The 17,244-nt window shown below is 38.2% G+C and carries 14 protein-coding genes; 6 read left to right on the top strand and 8 right to left on the bottom strand.

Annotated features, from left to right (window positions below; genetic code table 11):
* Positions 1 to 79: 79 nt before the first annotated feature.
* The 5 genes from cas6 to AO498_RS13300 all read right to left on the bottom strand — a co-directional run bounded on the left by cas6 (position 80) and on the right by AO498_RS13300 (position 4,181).
* A complete protein-coding gene (cas6, locus tag AO498_RS13320) occupies positions 80 to 970 on the bottom strand; it encodes a CRISPR-associated endoribonuclease Cas6 (protein ID WP_067548587.1) in 891 nt (296 codons plus the stop codon).
* 90 nt (positions 971 to 1,060) lie between these two features.
* Positions 1,061 to 2,158: a redox-regulated ATPase YchF gene (gene ychF, locus AO498_RS13315; RefSeq protein WP_067548584.1), complete on the bottom strand. Its 1,098-nt coding sequence runs from the start codon at positions 2,156 to 2,158 to the stop codon at positions 1,061 to 1,063.
* Positions 2,158 to 3,252, bottom strand: a complete 1,095-nt coding sequence (locus AO498_RS13310) for an AI-2E family transporter (protein ID WP_067548581.1) — start codon at positions 3,250 to 3,252, stop codon at positions 2,158 to 2,160. The genes ychF and AO498_RS13310 overlap by 1 nt, the downstream gene beginning before the upstream one ends.
* A 74-nt stretch (positions 3,253 to 3,326) precedes the next feature.
* Positions 3,327 to 3,656 carry a DUF3276 family protein gene (locus AO498_RS13305; RefSeq protein WP_067548579.1) on the bottom strand — a complete coding sequence of 110 codons (330 nt, stop codon included), beginning with the start codon at positions 3,654 to 3,656 and terminating at the stop codon, positions 3,327 to 3,329.
* A 177-nt stretch (positions 3,657 to 3,833) separates the two neighbouring features.
* The gene (locus AO498_RS13300) at positions 3,834 to 4,181 is read right to left on the bottom strand and encodes a 4Fe-4S binding protein (RefSeq protein WP_067548576.1); all 348 of its coding nucleotides are present in this window, start codon (positions 4,179 to 4,181) and stop codon (positions 3,834 to 3,836) included.
* Between the two features lie 116 nt (positions 4,182 to 4,297).
* Here AO498_RS13300 and AO498_RS13295 point away from each other — a divergent pair, with 116 nt between their 5' ends.
* Positions 4,298 to 5,323 (top strand): acyl-CoA reductase, encoded by a 1,026-nt coding sequence (locus AO498_RS13295; RefSeq protein WP_236778601.1) that lies wholly within the window; start codon positions 4,298 to 4,300, stop codon positions 5,321 to 5,323.
* On the opposite strand, the gene AO498_RS13290 is transcribed toward AO498_RS13295, so the two are convergent.
* Positions 5,320 to 7,086: a sensor histidine kinase gene (locus AO498_RS13290; protein WP_067548570.1), complete on the bottom strand. Its 1,767-nt coding sequence runs from the start codon at positions 7,084 to 7,086 to the stop codon at positions 5,320 to 5,322. The two genes, AO498_RS13295 and AO498_RS13290, sit on opposite strands and share 4 nt — an antisense overlap.
* A gap of 88 nt (positions 7,087 to 7,174) precedes the next feature.
* On the opposite strand from AO498_RS13290, the gene AO498_RS13285 reads away from it, so the two are divergent.
* The 5 genes from AO498_RS13285 to AO498_RS13265 all read left to right on the top strand — a co-directional run bounded on the left by AO498_RS13285 (position 7,175) and on the right by AO498_RS13265 (position 15,218).
* A complete protein-coding gene (locus tag AO498_RS13285) occupies positions 7,175 to 8,485 on the top strand; it encodes a TIGR00366 family protein (RefSeq protein WP_082792237.1) in 1,311 nt (436 codons plus the stop codon).
* Between the two features lie 135 nt (positions 8,486 to 8,620).
* Positions 8,621 to 10,885, top strand: coding sequence for an aconitate hydratase (locus AO498_RS13280; protein WP_067548564.1), 2,265 nt, complete (start codon positions 8,621 to 8,623; stop codon positions 10,883 to 10,885).
* 58 nt (positions 10,886 to 10,943) lie between these two features.
* Positions 10,944 to 11,519 (top strand): hypothetical protein, encoded by a 576-nt coding sequence (locus AO498_RS13275; protein ID WP_067548562.1) that lies wholly within the window; start codon positions 10,944 to 10,946, stop codon positions 11,517 to 11,519.
* Entirely contained in the window at positions 11,519 to 12,199 is a 681-nt protein-coding gene (locus AO498_RS13270; RefSeq protein ID WP_067548559.1) for a DUF2490 domain-containing protein, read from the top strand. The genes AO498_RS13275 and AO498_RS13270 overlap by 1 nt, the downstream gene beginning before the upstream one ends.
* A gap of 121 nt (positions 12,200 to 12,320) precedes the next feature.
* Complete coding sequence (locus AO498_RS13265) at positions 12,321 to 15,218, top strand: ATP-binding protein (protein WP_067548556.1); 2,898 nt, start codon at positions 12,321 to 12,323, stop codon at positions 15,216 to 15,218.
* Here AO498_RS13265 and AO498_RS13260 read toward each other — a convergent pair.
* Together AO498_RS13260 and AO498_RS13255 are read right to left on the bottom strand one after the other, a co-directional pair.
* Positions 15,213 to 16,139, bottom strand: coding sequence for a tetratricopeptide repeat protein (locus tag AO498_RS13260; RefSeq protein WP_067548553.1), 927 nt, complete (start codon positions 16,137 to 16,139; stop codon positions 15,213 to 15,215). The genes AO498_RS13265 and AO498_RS13260 overlap by 6 nt on opposite strands.
* Entirely contained in the window at positions 16,129 to 17,229 is a 1,101-nt protein-coding gene (locus AO498_RS13255) for an AI-2E family transporter (protein WP_067548551.1), read from the bottom strand. Before AO498_RS13255 ends, AO498_RS13260 begins: the two co-directional genes overlap by 11 nt.
* Positions 17,230 to 17,244 lie beyond the last annotated feature (15 nt).

Raw genomic sequence — 17,244 nt, 5'->3', positions numbered from 1 at the left:
ACTTATCTGAGAGTAACTCTTTGATCGTTATTGCAAGAGGCAAAAAGAAACCCCCGATTTTTGGTCGGGGGTTAGTTTTTTAAAATTCCATTGAATTTTCATCCTGTTCATCCTCTTCGGCTGGAGCTACATTTTCTCTAACTCTATCGGTAGGCTTGTAAGGAATAAATCCTTCTCTTTTGAATTTATAAGTTGTAGTACGATTTCCAGACGGATGGTTCGCTAGATCTAGCATTCCAAATCCTTTATGGGTGAATGCACCAAGTCCACACTTGAAAACAAAGTCTTGTACTTCAGGTGCGGCATATAAGGTGAAGGGAAGCGTATAACCTCTTACTTCATATTTCACATCCATGTCATAAACCGCATAAATACGAGCAAATTTCTTTTGCTGTTCTTTAAGCTTGTTGACATAAACCATATCAGGAACTACCTGGAATTTGTAGAACGATTCTAGTTGCTCGGGGGTATACCAACCAGAACGCTCCATACGGGTCAGGGTAGATTCATATAATAAATCGGAGAATTCATCACTATCCGGGCTAATGAATCGTTTTCCAATCTCTTCATTGAATGCTGGGGTGATCAATACCAATGGTGAAATACAAACAAATTTGTTTGCAGTTTCTAACTCAGGCTCTGTTTCCAGTTCAGTATATTCTGGAGACAAGATTAGATTTCCCAATTCAATTTTAGGAGTGGCAAACACTTGTTCAAGTAAATAATCCATGAAATCTTCATCGTGAGATGAAAGAACCAAGGTTACCAAACTCGAATAATAGTGCAATCCGCTTCTGCTCACTTTCGTCTGGCCTTTCAAACCAGAGAAATTGAAGAAATTGTAATTGTAAAACTCCTCACGCCCTCCTTTGACAATAAGACCTTTTAAGAATTGTGCCAACAGGTACTGATGGTGGAAAGGCAAATAAGAGCCTTTGTTTTTTAGTGAAAATATTAGTCTAACTCTCACGGTGAATTAAAAATAAAATGAGACAATCTTTTGTATAAAATGCTTTTTGGGTGAATAAGCTTTAAAACTACAAAGAAAATTTAATAATTATCAAACATTGAATCGGAAATGCATGATATCGCCGTCTTGCACGACATATTCTTTCCCTTCAATTGCAATTTTTCCATTTTCTCTACAGCCGGCCTCAGTTTTGAAGTTTTGATAATCACTGATCTTAATTACCTCTGCCTTGATAAATCCACGTTCAAAATCAGTATGGATTACGCCTGCTGCTTGAGGAGCTTTCCATCCTCTGCGAATAGTCCACGCACGTACTTCTTGGACTCCGGCGGTGAAATAGGTGATGAGGTTAAGCAAAGAATAGGCACCTGAAATCAGCTTGTTTAGTCCGCTTTCATCCAAGCCATATTCACCCAGGAACATTGCCTTTTCATCAGCATCTTCAAATTCAGCAATTTGAGATTCGATGGCTGCACATAGTACGATCACCTCTGCGTTTTCCTCCTTTACTTTTTCTTTAAGTTGGTCTACGTATTGATTTCCGGTAAGTATGCTACTTTCATCTACGTTTGCTACATAAAGTACGGGCTTGATGGTGAGTAGATGTAGGTCTCGTACTGCTTCCAAATCTTCTTTGTCAACCTCAATAGCTCGTGCATTTAATCCTGATTGAAGACCAGTTTTGAATTGGTTAAGAACTTCCAGTTCACGCTTGGCCTTTGCATCTCCAGATTTCGCAATTTTCTCGATTCTGGAGATTTTTTTATCAATCGATTCTAAGTCCTTGAGTTGAAGCTCGGTGTCAATTACTTCTTTGTCAAAAATTGGATCAACACCACCCGCCACGTGTACGATATTATTGTCATCAAAGCATCTGATTACATGGATTATGGCATCCACTTCACGAATATTGGCTAAGAATTTATTTCCCAGTCCTTCACCTTTTGAAGCTCCTTTAACGAGGCCTGCAATATCTACAAATTCAATAATCGTAGGTACAACTCGCTGTGGATTAACCAATCCCTCTAGGATTTGAAGGCGTTTATCAGGGACGGAAACCACACCGACATTAGGTTCAATCGTACAAAATGGAAAGTTTGCTGCCTCTGCTTTTGCGCTAGAAAGCGCATTAAACAATGTGGATTTCCCAACGTTTGGAAGACCCACAATGCCACATTGTAATGCCATTAATTTGTTGCTTTAATTTTAAAGATTCGATAAGACTTGTATCCCTTGTAAAACTCCATTATCAAAACACGGAAAATGGTGTAAACAGGAATAGCAAAAATCATCCCCACAATGCCGGCGATTTTTGCACCGGCAAAGATAATAACAAATATTTCAAGGGGATGTGCTTTTACTGATTTGGAGAAAATCATCGGCTGGAGCAGGACATTGTCCGTCAATTGGACGGCAGCAAAAACTGAAAGTACTTTAACCAAGAAGTAGGTGTATTCTTGATCGCTGGCAAATGTTCCTGTTGAAATGCCCACGATGATTCCAAATACGGTACCTAAAATTGGTCCAGCATATGGGATCAAATTGGCAATTGCTGCAAAAAGCGCAATAGTCAAGGCATAAGGAACTTGGACTATTGATAAACCTAAAGCTGCCATAGAAAAAATAGCTAAAACCTGAATTAGCAATCCGGACAAGTAATTGGATAAAAGTTTTTCGACTTTAGTAAATGTGGCAACTGACAGTTCGAAGTATGAATTTGGAATAAGGTTTAAAATATTTCTCCGTAGGAGTCCATTTTCGAGCAGTAGAAAAAAAGTAATAAATGCAACTGCCAAAGTTCCTACCAAAACACTTCCTGTTAAACCAATAATCCCGCTGATAAATCCTCCTACATCAAATCTCTTTATCGCTTCAAGGACGGAGTTTTGTAACTGGGAAAACAACTCACCTGGTTTTTGGTCGATGAGCTGAAACTTCAATAAAAAATTCTCGAACTGAGTCACAGGCTGCTGGATCTGATAGTATATCGTCTCTACATTCAATTGACTCAAAACGGATATTTGTTCTTTTATTAAGGGGAAGAAAAGAAGCCCCAAACTGAAGGTTAAAAGAATAATTGCTGCATAGGAGAGGAGGATAGCTATCCAGCGGGGAGTATGTTGACCTACAAGGTGAAATTCGTTGATTCGATTGGTAAGAGGTCGAAGTAATGCTGCCAAAATCAACGAAATGACAAAATACAGGGCGATATTTGAGAAATACCATCCTATAGCCAGAAACACAACTAAAAAAAGAGCCAGATAAACAAAGAACCGCTGCATATCAATTAAATGGAAAAGGAGGCTTTAAGCCTCCTTCAAATATACGTGATTAACGACAGTCTCAAGTCAGGAAATTATTCCCAGCGTAACTCGTCATTTAATTCATTTTCTGAATCTTCATTTTCAAATTGCTGAAAATCAACTTCAGGCATTAAATCATTTTTAATATGGTCTACAGCCTCATTTAGAGCCTGTACGAATTTGAAGAAGTCTTCTTTGTAAAGAAATATTTTGTGCTTTTCATAGGAGAAGTTATCTCCATTCATTCTTCTTTTACTTTCTGTAATAGTCAGGTAGTAATCGTTTCCTCTGGTGGATTTGATGTCAAAAAAATAAGTCCGTTTACCTGCTTTTACTTTTTTAGAGAATATCTCCTCTCTATCGTACCCTCGATGATCTTCCACAGTGCTGTCTGGTTAAGGTTGAAGTTAATTAGTGAAACTAAGTTAAAACAAATACCAACTATAATTCAAAAGCATTTTTGATTTTTTTTAAAAAAAGGGTTGAAATCAGTGATAAAAAGTTAAAAATCCACAAGCAAAGGAAGAAATTAAACAAAAAATAAAGTGGCAATTGCCACTTTATTCTCCATGTAAAAATGCTTTTTTGGCCAGTAATTCATCCTCTGTTTCACGATGATCTGGATCATCGACACAGCAGTCAACTGGGCATACTGCAGCACACTGAGGCTCTTCATGAAAGCCGTTACATTCCGTACACTTTGCAGTCACGATGTAATAAAATTCGTCAGAAACAGGGTCTTGCTTTTCGCTTCCGCTTACCACAGTTCCGTCTTCTAGAGTCACTTCTTTAAGGTTGGTTCCACCACCCCAAGTCCATTCGACTCCACCTTCATAGATTGCTGTATTTGGACATTCAGGTTCGCATGCACCGCAATTGATGCATTCGTCTGTGATCATGATTGCCATAGTTCTTTCAATTTTCCTCAAAAGTACATCAGATCAGCTTTAAGGACAAAAAAAAGTTGTCATACTAATTAATTTAAAATAATTCCAAGCATAAGAGTTTGTCCTAACTTTGTGCCATGAATCATTCAATGTCAATTTCTGAACGAGTCCAGGCCTTTGTGTCATTAGGTAATTCAATTCAAAACCTTAAAGATGAGGAGAGAGAGACTTTATTGCGGAGGATTGAAAACTCAAATAATTGGTTTACCTCCCGTTCGGTGGATGAGGCGTTGGCTGGAATTAGGATTCTAACCCATGAGGAATATTTAAACCAGTGGGTCTCCAAATATTCTTTTTCTCATCTAGAACCAAGAAAGCAAGTTGGAATTTTGATGGCTGGAAATATTCCAGGAGTAGGTTTCCATGATTTGATGGTTGTATTGCTTTCTGGAAATGATGCTCATGTAAAGATGAGTTCTGGTGATGCTATCTTGATGAATTGGATCATCGGAAAATTGATCGAGGTCCAGCCTTTATTTTCGGATCGAATCGTTGTGCAAGAAATGCTGAAAGGCAAGCAGGCTTATATCGCTACGGGTAGTGATAACTCATCTCGTTATTTTGACTACTACTTTGGAAAATATCCAAGTGTGATCCGAGCAAATAGAACCTCAGTTGCTATACTGGAAGGCGGGGAATCAATTCAGGAACTTCAGAATCTTGGAAAAGATATCTTTCTTTATTTTGGATTAGGCTGTAGAAATGTATCCAAAGTTTATGTTAAGAATGAATCCCAATTAACTCAGCTTTTGGATGCCTTAGAAGTATTTTCATGGGTGAAAGACCACCATAAATACCTCAATAATTATGAATACAATAAATCCATTTATCTAGTAAATAAAGAACATCACTTAGACAATGGCTTTCTATTGCTCAAAGAAAGTAAGGAGTTGGTCTCTCCAATTGGAGTACTTTATTATGAGTTTTATACTGATTTAGAGGAACTGGAGGAGCGTTTAGGTTCCATTCAACATAAAATCCAATGTATTTTGACCCGTGATGGTAAAGGAGATAAAATCCAATTCGGAATGGCACAACAGCCTAAACCATGGGATTATGCAGATCAAGTGGATACGATGGATTTTCTACTTTCTTTAGCCTAATCTTCATCCTTTGCTAAAGGAAAAGAAACAATAAATTCGGATCCTTCTCCTTGCTTAGAAAAAATTTGAAGAGAGCCATTGTTCTTTTGAATGTATTCTTTGACCATAAGCATCCCCAATCCAGTGCCGCTTTCATTACTCTGACCTCTTGTAGAGAATGAAACGCCATTGTTCAGCTTAATTAGATTTTCTTCGGGAATCCCCACTCCATAATCCTTGATTTTGATTTGAATGAGGTCTTGGTCAAGCATACAGGAAATTTCCACCTTTGAATTTGGATTGGAAAACTTGATGGCATTTGAAATTAGATTTCTAAAAATTAAATCCATCATATTTCTATCCCCGTTTATGGTAATTTCTTTTTGGGTCTGAAGGACTATTTCAATGTTTTTGTCTTTGGCAATTCGATCTAGGAGACTTTTTTGATTTTGAATAATTCGATTTAAATCTAGACGCTGGATCTGAATGTATTCTCCTCGAAGTTGACTACTTGTCCAGGCCAATAGGTTTTCCAATAAAATGGCAACATGCTCCATGTTTTTAGAAACCTCTGGAAGCATCTCCAAAAATTCCTTCTCAGAAATAATTCCTGTAGTAGTTAAATAGATCAATTCTTTGACTCCAAAAACAGGTCCCTTTAAATCATGAGAAATAATGCTGAAGTATTTGTCTTTCAGTTCATTAAGTTGCTTGAGTTCCTGTGCTTGCTGCTGTAAAGTCTCTTGGGTTAAAACATCATGCGTAATATCATCAATGAAAATCAAGGTTCCCGTTATTAAGGATTGGGAATTCAAAAGCTTCACGGACTCTAATTCGTAGGTCTTTTCAAAATCTTTAACCCTGATTTTATTTTGAAATTTTTCATTTTCTTTCCGATTGACAAGGTCAAGTAGGTGAGGAGAGTTAGTGAACACTTTTTCAGCACTTTGACCAAGTACAATATATTCGGGTTCAGTGAAGTAATCCCGAGCAGCCTTGTTGAAATCAACTAGAATATTTCGATGATCAAACACCAAAACACCTCTACTCATTACCTCCAAGATTTTGTCCCTTGCGATCGGCCAAATGTTTAGAAAATTGAATCGAATGATTGCAATTCCTAATAATGAATAGGTGAACAAAAAGGCATAAGGAGTAAAGTCTAACCCTTCAAAAGGTTTAAACCAAGCTAATTGATAAAGGATATTGACAAAGAGTGGAAGGAATCCTGCAATGATCAGGATTTTCGTTAAGGTTTTGAAATGGAGGTTGGCTGATTTAAAGTTTTTCCAAAGTACATAAGTACCAATCGCATAATAAGCATAGGCATAGGCGATTTGAACCAAATACCAAGGGCCTTTTTCTATTCCTAAAATTGGAAAAGGTCCATCTTGAATGACCCAAGTGTTTTTATAGTGTAAGTGATGCCAACTATTGCTAAGTACTAGAATGTAGGTTACTATTGGAAGTATGAAAATACTATTTTGAATGAATTTCCCTTTTCCATCGTCAATACCAGCATATTTTAACGTAAAAACCAACCAGCATGCGGGGGCAAATACCAGACCTAGGTACTGAACCTTACTCCAAATCAGCATCTGCTCCATGGTCTGACTGGTCAGTTCCATGCCATAAAAAAATCCCCAAAACGAGAAAGACATCATGGTGAAAGCAATCCACCGTAAAGCATCATCTACCTTAAATAAAATATAAGAAGACAAGCCATAGACTATCAGACTGGAAATAAATAGGACTAAAGAATATGAATTAATTACAAAATCCATCGAAGAAAAACTGGTTTGAAAGATGTTTGTCTTTCAGCAATAAACTAGGCTTAATACTAAATCAAAAAATTCAACTATAAAAATATTGATGGCATTTCTCACTAAAAAAAGATGGATTGAAAGTATTACTCCATTCGGTTTAGTTTTACTACTGACTTTAATGGCATTTCTGGCGGCAATATTTAATCAATCAGGAGCCATGGAAATACCCAAAGCGATTGGAAAAACGATTGAGCTTTGGTTTGATGGTTTTTTTAGTTTATTGGGATTTACCCTACAAATGATGATGATTCTGACTTTGGGGTATTCCTTAGCGCTATTTGAGCCAGTCAATAGATTTTTAGTAAGATTGGCTTCAAAGCCTTCTAATTTCATGCAGGGACTTTTGTTGGTGGCATTGGTCACCATGGTGGCTGGTTTATTTAATTGGGGCTTTGGCTTAATCATAGGAGCAATTCTGGCTAAAACGGTCCAGAAAACTTTTCAAAACAAAGGCATTCCTTCAAATCCCGGATTGTTGGCAGCAGCAGGTTATCTAGGTATGGCGATTTGGCATGGAGGTCTATCAGCTTCAGCGCCTTTAGCTGTAGCCGATCAAAACCACTTTTTGGTTCAGACTACAGGGGTAATTTCTGTGGAAGAAACCCTTTTCTCCGGTAAAAATTTTGTGATTTCAGGAGGACTTTTTCTTGTTTTTGTGCTGACTACCCTGCTATTAAATAAGATTTCGTCCAAGCAAGATGAAAAAGTGGAAGGTGTCCCATTTCATCCAATCAGTCCAGGAAAAGAAGATAGGTATGGATACTATGCAGGGATTTTCTTAATCCTTGTTTTGGTTGGAATTACATTTTTATCTGAAAAAGGGATCATTCAAAAATTCTCCTTGAATTGGGTTATTTTCCTTTTGTTAGGATTGACTCTCTTTTTTTATAAAAGTTCAGAAAGAATGATTGTTTCAGTAGGTCATGGATTAAAAGCTTCTTCAGAAATCTTTCTTCAATTCCCGTTTTACGCGGGCATACTTGGACTTTTGGGTGGTTCAGGAATAATTCGATTGATCTCAGAATATTTAATCAATAATACAAGTGAATCCACTTTTCCTGCGGTGGCATTTATTTCAGCCGCTGGAGTCAATTTACTAATCCCCTCTGGAGGTGGACAGTGGGCTATCCAAGGGGAAGTATTGCTTTTGACTGCCAAGGACCTTGGGATGAATTTGGGTGAAATTGTTTTGGCCTTTGCCTATGGGGATCAGATTAGTAATTTACTCCAGCCATTCTGGGCGTTGCCATTATTATCCATTACTGGTGTGCCAATTCGAAAAATATTCCCTTACACCTTCGTGTATTTCTTAGCAGGGTTTGGATACCTTTTTCTTATGATGTTTGTTCTTTTCTAAAATATATGTTGAATGGTTAGAAAACAGGATCAATTCCCTGTAAGTCCTGCAGTTGATTTACCTTTTTGAAGGGTTTTTTCTATATTCGCACACGAAAAAATCGAACCTTTTATCCACCTTAAAATATCCAAAACGATGGCTTTTGATATCGAGATGATCAAGGAGGTTTACGCCCGAATTCCTGAGCGCCTAGAAGCGGCTAGGAAAATAGTAGGTCGTCCACTTACCTTGACTGAGAAAATTCTTTACGCACATTTAACCGAAGGTCCTGCTTCTCAGGTATATGGAAGAGGAAAGTCCTATGTGGATTTTCAGCCGGATCGTGTGGCTATGCAAGATGCAACTGCACAAATGGCGCTACTTCAATTTATGCAAGCGGGAAAAGATAAAGTTGCTGTTCCCTCTACTGTACATTGCGATCACTTGATCCAAGCAGAAGTAGGTGCTGACAAGGATTTGTCCAAAGCAAAAGATAAAAACAAAGAGGTATATGATTTTCTTGCCTCTGTTTCCAATAAATACGGAATTGGTTTTTGGAAACCAGGTGCGGGTATTATTCACCAGGTCGTTTTGGAAAACTATGCGTTTCCAGGCGGAATGATGATTGGAACAGATTCCCACACGCCCAATGCTGGTGGTCTAGGCATGATTGCAATCGGTGTAGGTGGAGCTGATGCCTGCGACGTAATGGCAGGATTGCCTTGGGAATTGAAATTTCCAAAGCTTATCGGTGTAAAGCTTACAGGAAAAATGTCTGGTTGGACTTCTGCAAAAGACGTTATTCTTAAAGTGGCTGGAATTCTTACAGTTAAAGGTGGTACTGGTTATATTGTTGAATATTTTGGGGAAGGTGCACGTTCGCTTTCAGCAACCGGTAAGGGCACTATTTGTAACATGGGTGCTGAGATCGGAGCTACTACTTCCATTTTTGGATATGATGAAAAATCAGCTGCCTATCTGAAAGGAACTGGCAGAGCTGATATCGCAGAAATGGCAGATGCTATTGCAGCTCATTTGACAGGTGATGAGGAGGTATATGCAGATCCTTCATCTTACTTTGATCAAGTCATCGAAATCAATCTTTCCGAATTGGAGCCTCATGTCAATGGACCATTTACTCCAGATTTGGCTTGGCCTCTTTCCAAATTTGCTGCTGCTGTTAAAGAAAATGGTTGGCCAGCAAAATTGGATGTTGGTTTGATCGGTTCTTGTACCAACTCTTCATACGAAGATATTTCCAGAGCAGCTTCTTTGGCTCAGCAAGCTGTAGACAAAAAGCTAGTTGCTAAGTCAGAGTTTACCATTACTCCAGGTTCTGAGCAAGTTCGCTTTACAGTGGAGCGCGATGGATTCTTGAGTGTTTTTGATAAAATGGGTGGCGTAGTATTGGCAAATGCTTGCGGACCTTGTATTGGTCAGTGGGCTCGTCATGGTGCTGAAAAGCAAGAGAAGAACTCCATCATTACTTCATTTAATAGAAACTTTGCAAAACGTGCTGACGGTAACCCGAATACTCACGCGTTTGTAGCTTCTCCAGAAGTGGTGACTGCATTGGCTATTGCCGGTGATTTGACATTCAATCCTATGACTGACACCTTGACTAATTCGGAAGGTCAGCAAGTGAAATTGGATGAGCCAAAAGGACTCGAACTTCCTGAAAAAGGTTTTGCAGTAGAAGATGCCGGTTATCAAGCACCTGCTGAAGATGGTTCAAAGGTGAATGTATTGGTTGATCCTAAATCTGATAGACTTCAACTTTTGGATTCTTTTGCTGCGTGGGAAGGTACAGATCTTAAAGGATTGAAACTTTTGATCAAAGCCAAAGGAAAATGTACAACTGACCATATTTCTATGGCAGGTCCTTGGTTGAAATATCGAGGTCATTTGGATAACATCTCCAACAACATGTTGATTGGAGCAGTAAATGCATTTAATGATGCTACCAATTCTGTCAAAAATCAATTGACTGGTGGATATGGAGAGGTTCCAGCCACTCAACGAGCATATAAAGCTGCAGGTATTGGATCTATAGTAGTAGGAGACGAAAACTATGGTGAAGGTTCTTCTCGTGAGCATGCTGCAATGGAACCTAGATTCCTTGGAGTAAGAGCTATTTTGGTGAAGTCATTTGCCAGAATTCACGAAACCAATTTGAAGAAGCAAGGAATGCTTGCTTTGACATTTGCAAATCCGGCTGATTACGATTTGATTCAGGAAGATGATTCTTTTGATATCTTAGGAATAACAGAATTTGCTCCAGGCAAACCGCTTCAAATTGTACTTAACCACGCGGATGGTACCTCGCATACTATTACTGCGAATCATACCTACAATGAAGGACAGATTGAATGGTTTAAAGCTGGCTCTGCATTAAATCTAATTAAAGCAGCAGCAAAATAAATTTTAGAAACGAATAGGGCCGCGGTTCATTGAGCCGCGGCTTTTTTTATTTTTACCTATGACTCGATCCTTTTGCTTGCTTCTATTTCTATATTTTGTGGGTGGAATTCCATCCTTTGCACAAGAGAAATTCGAACGCGAAGTCAAAGTCAAATCCAGCATAATCCCCGTAAAAGCCTCATCATGGCTAAGCTATGCGTTTGATAAAGCAAGAAAAGTCAAATGGTACGAGGAGTATTCTCAAGAAGGTAAAAGTTTTGAAGCTAAGTTTTGGAGACAGGATCAATTTTACAGCGTTGAATTTGATTCTACAGGAAACTTGATCGATGTCGAAGTCGAAATTCGGGAAGATGAAATTCAAACAATTTCTTGGGAAAAGGTTCAACTTGAATTTTCTGAGAATTTTCAAGGACATAAAATTCTGAAAATTCAAAAGCAATATATTGGAGACATGTCCCAGTTAGCGACCTTCTTTCAGAATAGAGAAGTTGCTGAACCTCAGATCCGATATGAAATTGTTTTTGAAGGTAAAAAGGAGTTTTGGAGACTTTGGGAAGGTTTATTTGATGAATCTGGGGCTTTGATTTCTTTAATTCCCGTTCAGCAAAGATTTGCAGATAACCTGATTTTTTGATGAAGCGAATCTTTGTAATTGCGGTATTTATACTGATCCTTTCGGAATCCTTTGGGCAACAAAAACCTCGATTTTTTACCGGATTTTTTCCAGAAATATCCTTGACCAAAAAACTAAATCAGACCCAAAAATTAAACTTCAAAGTAGAAAATCAGTATGTCTGGTTTGATAACAGGCAGCCTGAGATTTTCCAGTTTTCCCATTACCGAACAGATATTATGGGATTTTTTGATCAATCCATTCGTCCCGGCAAAAGCCTTGGATTTGGGCTTTTTCATCGATTTCAAGATGGATCTGATGCCAATAGATTAGTTCAGCAATATGTTTATTTACAGCGTTTCAGGTCTTACATGCTTAATCATCGCTTTAGAACTGATCAGACTTTTATTAAGGGTGAGGCCCTGGAGTTAAGATTTCGATATCGGCTTTCTTCTGAAATCGCACTTCAAGGTGAAGAAGTCGATGTGGGAGAATTTTATTTGAATTCTTCCGCTGAATCTATTTTTAGTCTTCAGGATTCTGATTTCGAAATTGAGAATCGAATTGCATTGGCGCTTGGAAAATTATTGGATCCAGGTGAAAAAATTGAATGGGGGATTGATTATCGGACGGATGGGTATGTTCAAAATGGATTTCGAACTCGACTTTGGGCTAAAATTAGTTACTATTTGAATTTTTAAATAAAAAAAAGTGTATTTGAAAAGATAAATACTTGTGACAAAATACAATTTGATGTATGTTTGAGGAAATTACTCTAGGGTAGTACAAAATTTAAAAAGTTGTAGTAATTTCTAGCGCTGAATGCAGGACAAGGGAATCAATAGTACATTTAAAAAAATCATCTATGAGTCTTCGGAGATGGTTTTTTTGGCAGATGATACCTATCCGTATTCTATTTTTTATGGAAATGAATCTTTCGAAGAAACGATTGGAGAAAATCTTTCGGATCGTAGTTTAGTTGGACTTGGTCTTGATATCAATGCATATATTTTTAAAGAGGAACTTGTCCTTTCTTTGGCCGACAGAGAGTTTACTTTTAAACTAGAATTACCCCAAGATTCAGGGTCAAATTATTTTTTGTTTTACAAAGGGCGAGAACTGAAAACGGTGGGGCTTCCAAGTAAAAAGGAATCCTATCAGTTTTTTAATTCTAGTCTGGAAATTTTAGCAGTAGGCAAAGGTGATCAACTAACTTATGTCAATCCCATATGTAGTTCTATTTTAGGATATAATCCTGAAGAATTACTTTTTACAAACCTGTGTCCTTTTATTTTCGAAGGAGATCTTTCCCAACTTCAAGGTCTTTGGAAATCACATAAAACTTCAAAGCAAGTGCTTTCGAGTGTTGTTCGATTTCAATCAAAAAATAATGGGATCAAGTATTTAGATCTTTCTGTTCAGTTTCAAGAAGAGTCTTTTTTCGTAATCGCCAAAGATGTCACCCATTCATCTTTGAAGATAGAAGCAGAGAAAGTTTTGCTTAACCTCAAGCGGGCATCTGATTCATCCGAAAAAGTTGGATGGTTCAAATACTTTCCAGAGTCAAATGAGCTTGAACTTGAATTTTCATGGACTTGGCTTTTGGGAAAACAACCAGAGGATAATTCTCAATTAAGCCCATCCTTCATTGATCAAATCAAAGGGACAACCAGTGTTTCCCCAGCTAGTTCTGAATTCTTGACTCCTGATCATGATGTGATTTATGTTCAGGCATTTAAAACTTTTCAGGATGAAATCTGGGGAGTATTGACTTACAAGCAAGAAGATAAGGTTCTTAAATCTTCACTGGAATTTCAACAAGCCATCTGGGAAAATAGTCCAGAATCAATGGTCGTCATCCGTCCTGATGCTTCTATTGTTGCTTTTAGTTTAGAATTCTGCAGTTTATTTGGTTTTTCAAAATCTGAAGACCTCGTTCACCTTCAAGATTTGAATTCTTTTTTTGGAAAAGACTTTTTCTGGAAAGATTGGATCAAGGATTTAACTCCAAAAGATAAGATCAGAAAAACCGTTTCTGAAGTTTCCAATGAATCCGCGGAGGCCTTGGTTTTGGAGGTTTCATCCCGTTCCTTCGAGTTTTTGAATCAGAAGTATTTCGAACTTTCCTTTAAAAATATCTCGGAAAAAGTCAGCCTTGAAAAGACGATTGAAAACAGCAACCAGTTCTTGTTGAATTTGACTGAGCAAGTTCCTGGAGGTCTATACCAATTGGTTTTGAATTCGGAAGGCCAAATGAAATTCTCATTCCTTTCAAAGGGAATCCAAAGTGTATTAGGAATTACTTCGGAGCAAATCAATGAGCTTACAGATCTCTCTGCTGCAATTTCAAGAGTGCACCCTGCAGATTTGCCAAAAGTAATTATGACGTCTGTGGCTTCTGCAAAAAAAATGGAGCCTTGGCAATGTCAATTCCGAGTCAAATCTGACACTCAAGGACAACACTATCGATGGATTTTGGGAGCTGCTAGACCTCAGTCTTTGGGCAATGGAGATATGGTGTGGTATGGATACCTAACGGATATCACACATCAGAAGGAATTCGAATCCACTTTAAATGAAGCCAAAGAAGCTGCGGAAAAAGCCAATCAAATCAAGTCTGATTTCTTGTCGATGATCAGCCACGAGTTGAGAACTCCTCTCAATGCGATTTCTGGTTCCGTATATTCATTGATTCAAGAAAATCCAAACGAGGGTCAAAAGTCAGCCTTGAATACCATCAATTTTGCGGTGGACAATCTGATTATCATGATCAATGACTTGTTGGACTTCCAGAAAATTGAAGCTGGAAAACTGACCATCGAGCACAATCCTTTCCATCTCGGAGATTTGATGAATCAGGTTATCAGTGGATTGAGTTTCCATGCTAAGGATTCAAAAAATAAGCTTACGCTTCATGCTTCCGCTGAGTTGGGAGTGATGGTAAAAGGAGATAAAACCAGGATGTCTCAGGTATTGAATAATTTGATTACCAATGCCTTGAAGTTTACCAAAGCAGGGAATGTAGATGTCAAGGCCGAACTTCTCAGTCGAGAAGTGGATAAAATCCGTGTTTACTTCGAGGTGAAAGATACCGGTATCGGAATTGCACCGGAACATCAAGAAAAGATTTTCAATGACTTTGACCAAGTAAAGCCAACTTTTTCAACCAAATATGGAGGGACAGGTCTGGGACTTTCCATTACCAGAAAGCTTTTAAACTTGATGGGCGGAAAAATTGCAGTGGAATCAGAAGTAGGAGTTGGAAGTAGATTTTTCTTTGAACTCGAATTTGATCTTGCTTTAGATGCTGAATTACCAGTTTCAACTCAGATTACCCAGATAGCTCCAAAGACAGATTTACATTTACTAATGGCTGAAGACAATGATGTCAATGCCCTTGTTTTAGGAAAAATTATCAAAAAGTGGGGGTATACTTTTGAGCGTGTAAATAATGGGTTAGAGGCTGTAAACGCAGTCAGGGAGAATTCTTATGATTGTATTTTGATGGATATTCAAATGCCAGAAATGGATGGATTTGAAGCCACTACAGAAATCAAGAAGTTCTCCTCGATACCAGTTATTGCCCTTACGGCTGCAGCCAAACTCGAAATCATGGAAAGAATCGAAGAATGTGGCTTTGATGGTTTTGTAGCAAAACCCATCGATGCCGCCGAACTTTTGAAGAAAATTAAAGAAGTGATTTCTGAGAAAATCTCATAAAGAGAGCGCTTTCTGTAAATATTCCTGAACCAATTCCATATCTGGATAATCTTGGCTGATTTCGTTCAGGTATTGCAATGCCGATACTTTATCACCTTTTAGTACGTAGTAAATCCCTTTGTTCCGCAGCGCAAATGGATTTTTGGGATCCATTTGAATACTTTGATTAATCAGGCTTAGTCCTTCTTCAAGTCGATCGGTAAATAGTAAATACAACCCTTTATTATTGTAAAAATAGGCTTGTCGATTGTCCAATTCTATCGCCTTTTCAACCTGTTCCAAAGCGGAGCCGTAATCCTTTTCTTCAAACAGAATCATTGATCTGAGATTGTAAATGTTGGATTCGTTGGCATTGAGTTGCTCGGCTTCCAGAAGGAGATTTTTAGCTTCTTCAAATCGCTTTTGATAAAAGAGAATAGTGGCCTCATTGACCCATAGGTCAGAATTATCAGGTTTTAGTTCTCGAGCTTTTTGAAAATGAGAAAGAGCCGAATCCAAATTTTTTAGCTTTTCTTGGACAAGACCTGAAAGAAAATGAGACTTCCAGAGTTCGGGATTCAGGCTAAGTAGGCGGTCACCGTCCTCTCTAGCTTTATAAAATTCTCCATTATCCAAATAGCATAATCCACGCTGAAAAATAGCTTCTTCGTAATCAGGTCGGAGCTGAATGGCTTTTGATAAATCCTCGATGGCTTCGCTTAGTTGGTTAAGGCTCAAATGTGCTAAGGCTTTATTGTAATAAGCATCGGTATATAAAGAGTCTAATTCAATGGCTTCTTGATAAAACTCAATAGCAGACTTGGGATCATTTTCCTCCATTTTCTCATTTCCTTTTAGAAGGAAACGCCCTTTTTTATCTTCTATAGAATCACATGAAAATACCCCTAGTAGGACTAGTGCTATCCAAACCTTATTTTTCATCTTGAGATTGGTCTTTAGTTTCCTCTTTTTTCTCCTCTTTTTCTTCACCAAGTAGTAAGGCAAATGGCTTGGTGTTTTCACTTAGGTCAAATATTTCTCTTAAAATGGCCAGGGTTGGGATCACCAGAATCATTCCTGCTATACCCCAAATAGATCCTCCGATCAATAAACCTAAAAATGTCATGAAGGCATTCAAGTTTACGTTTCCTCCGACAATCTTTGGAGTTAAAAAATTTCCTTCTAAGAGTTGAATGATTTGGTAAGCTCCAATGATCAACACAGGATAGAGCAAACTATCCATAGTCAGAAATGCGTAAATGATCGGAAGAGTCACACCAATTAGTGGACCCACGTAAGGGATAATGTTTAATATGGCACCAAGCACGCCGAAGAATACGGCATGCTTGACTCCGATGATAGAATAGGCAATAATATTTAATATGGCCAAAATGACCATCACTTTTCCCACCCCGATGATGTAATTCTGGATAACCTTTCGGAGACTACTTATTTTTTCTTTGACCTGTAGAGGTTCATGATCTTTGTAGATCATCACCATCATTTGGGTAAGGTGACTCCGATACAAAAGAAGAAAAAACATGAATAGTGGAATTAGCACCAAGCCCGTTAGGGAACCGATAGTCTCCAAAGCAAAAGCAGAAATACTACTGCTATTTTTGTTGATGTATTTGAGTAAGATGTCCAAATCCAACTGAGCACCTAGGTTAGATGGTAAGCCAAAAGTGTCAGTAATCCATTGGTCAGCTTGCCCTACCATTTGGCTGAGTCTACCCGATACACCCGTGAAGTCTTGGGTAAAACTTACCACATTTCCGATGATGAAGCTTAATAAACCTGCGACAAGTAGCATCATCGTGAGCAAAGAAATTACTGCAGCCACCGTTCGTGGAATTCGATATTTTTCCAGAAAATCACTCAACGGAGTAAATAAAATTGCAAAAAATCCCCCCATGAAGATGGGAATCAATAAGCTTTTGCCTACAATCAAAAAGAAAACCAATACTATGATGAAAACCATCACTGAAAGGGCCTTTAAGTATGCGGGCATTTGGAAATTTGATTTCTGCATAGGGGAGTTTTTGGA

It is taken from the genome of Algoriphagus sanaruensis (genome assembly GCF_001593605.1).
In the GTDB taxonomy this organism is placed as follows: domain Bacteria; phylum Bacteroidota; class Bacteroidia; order Cytophagales; family Cyclobacteriaceae; genus Algoriphagus; species Algoriphagus sanaruensis.
This window is presented reverse-complemented; position numbering and strand designations above follow the sequence as displayed.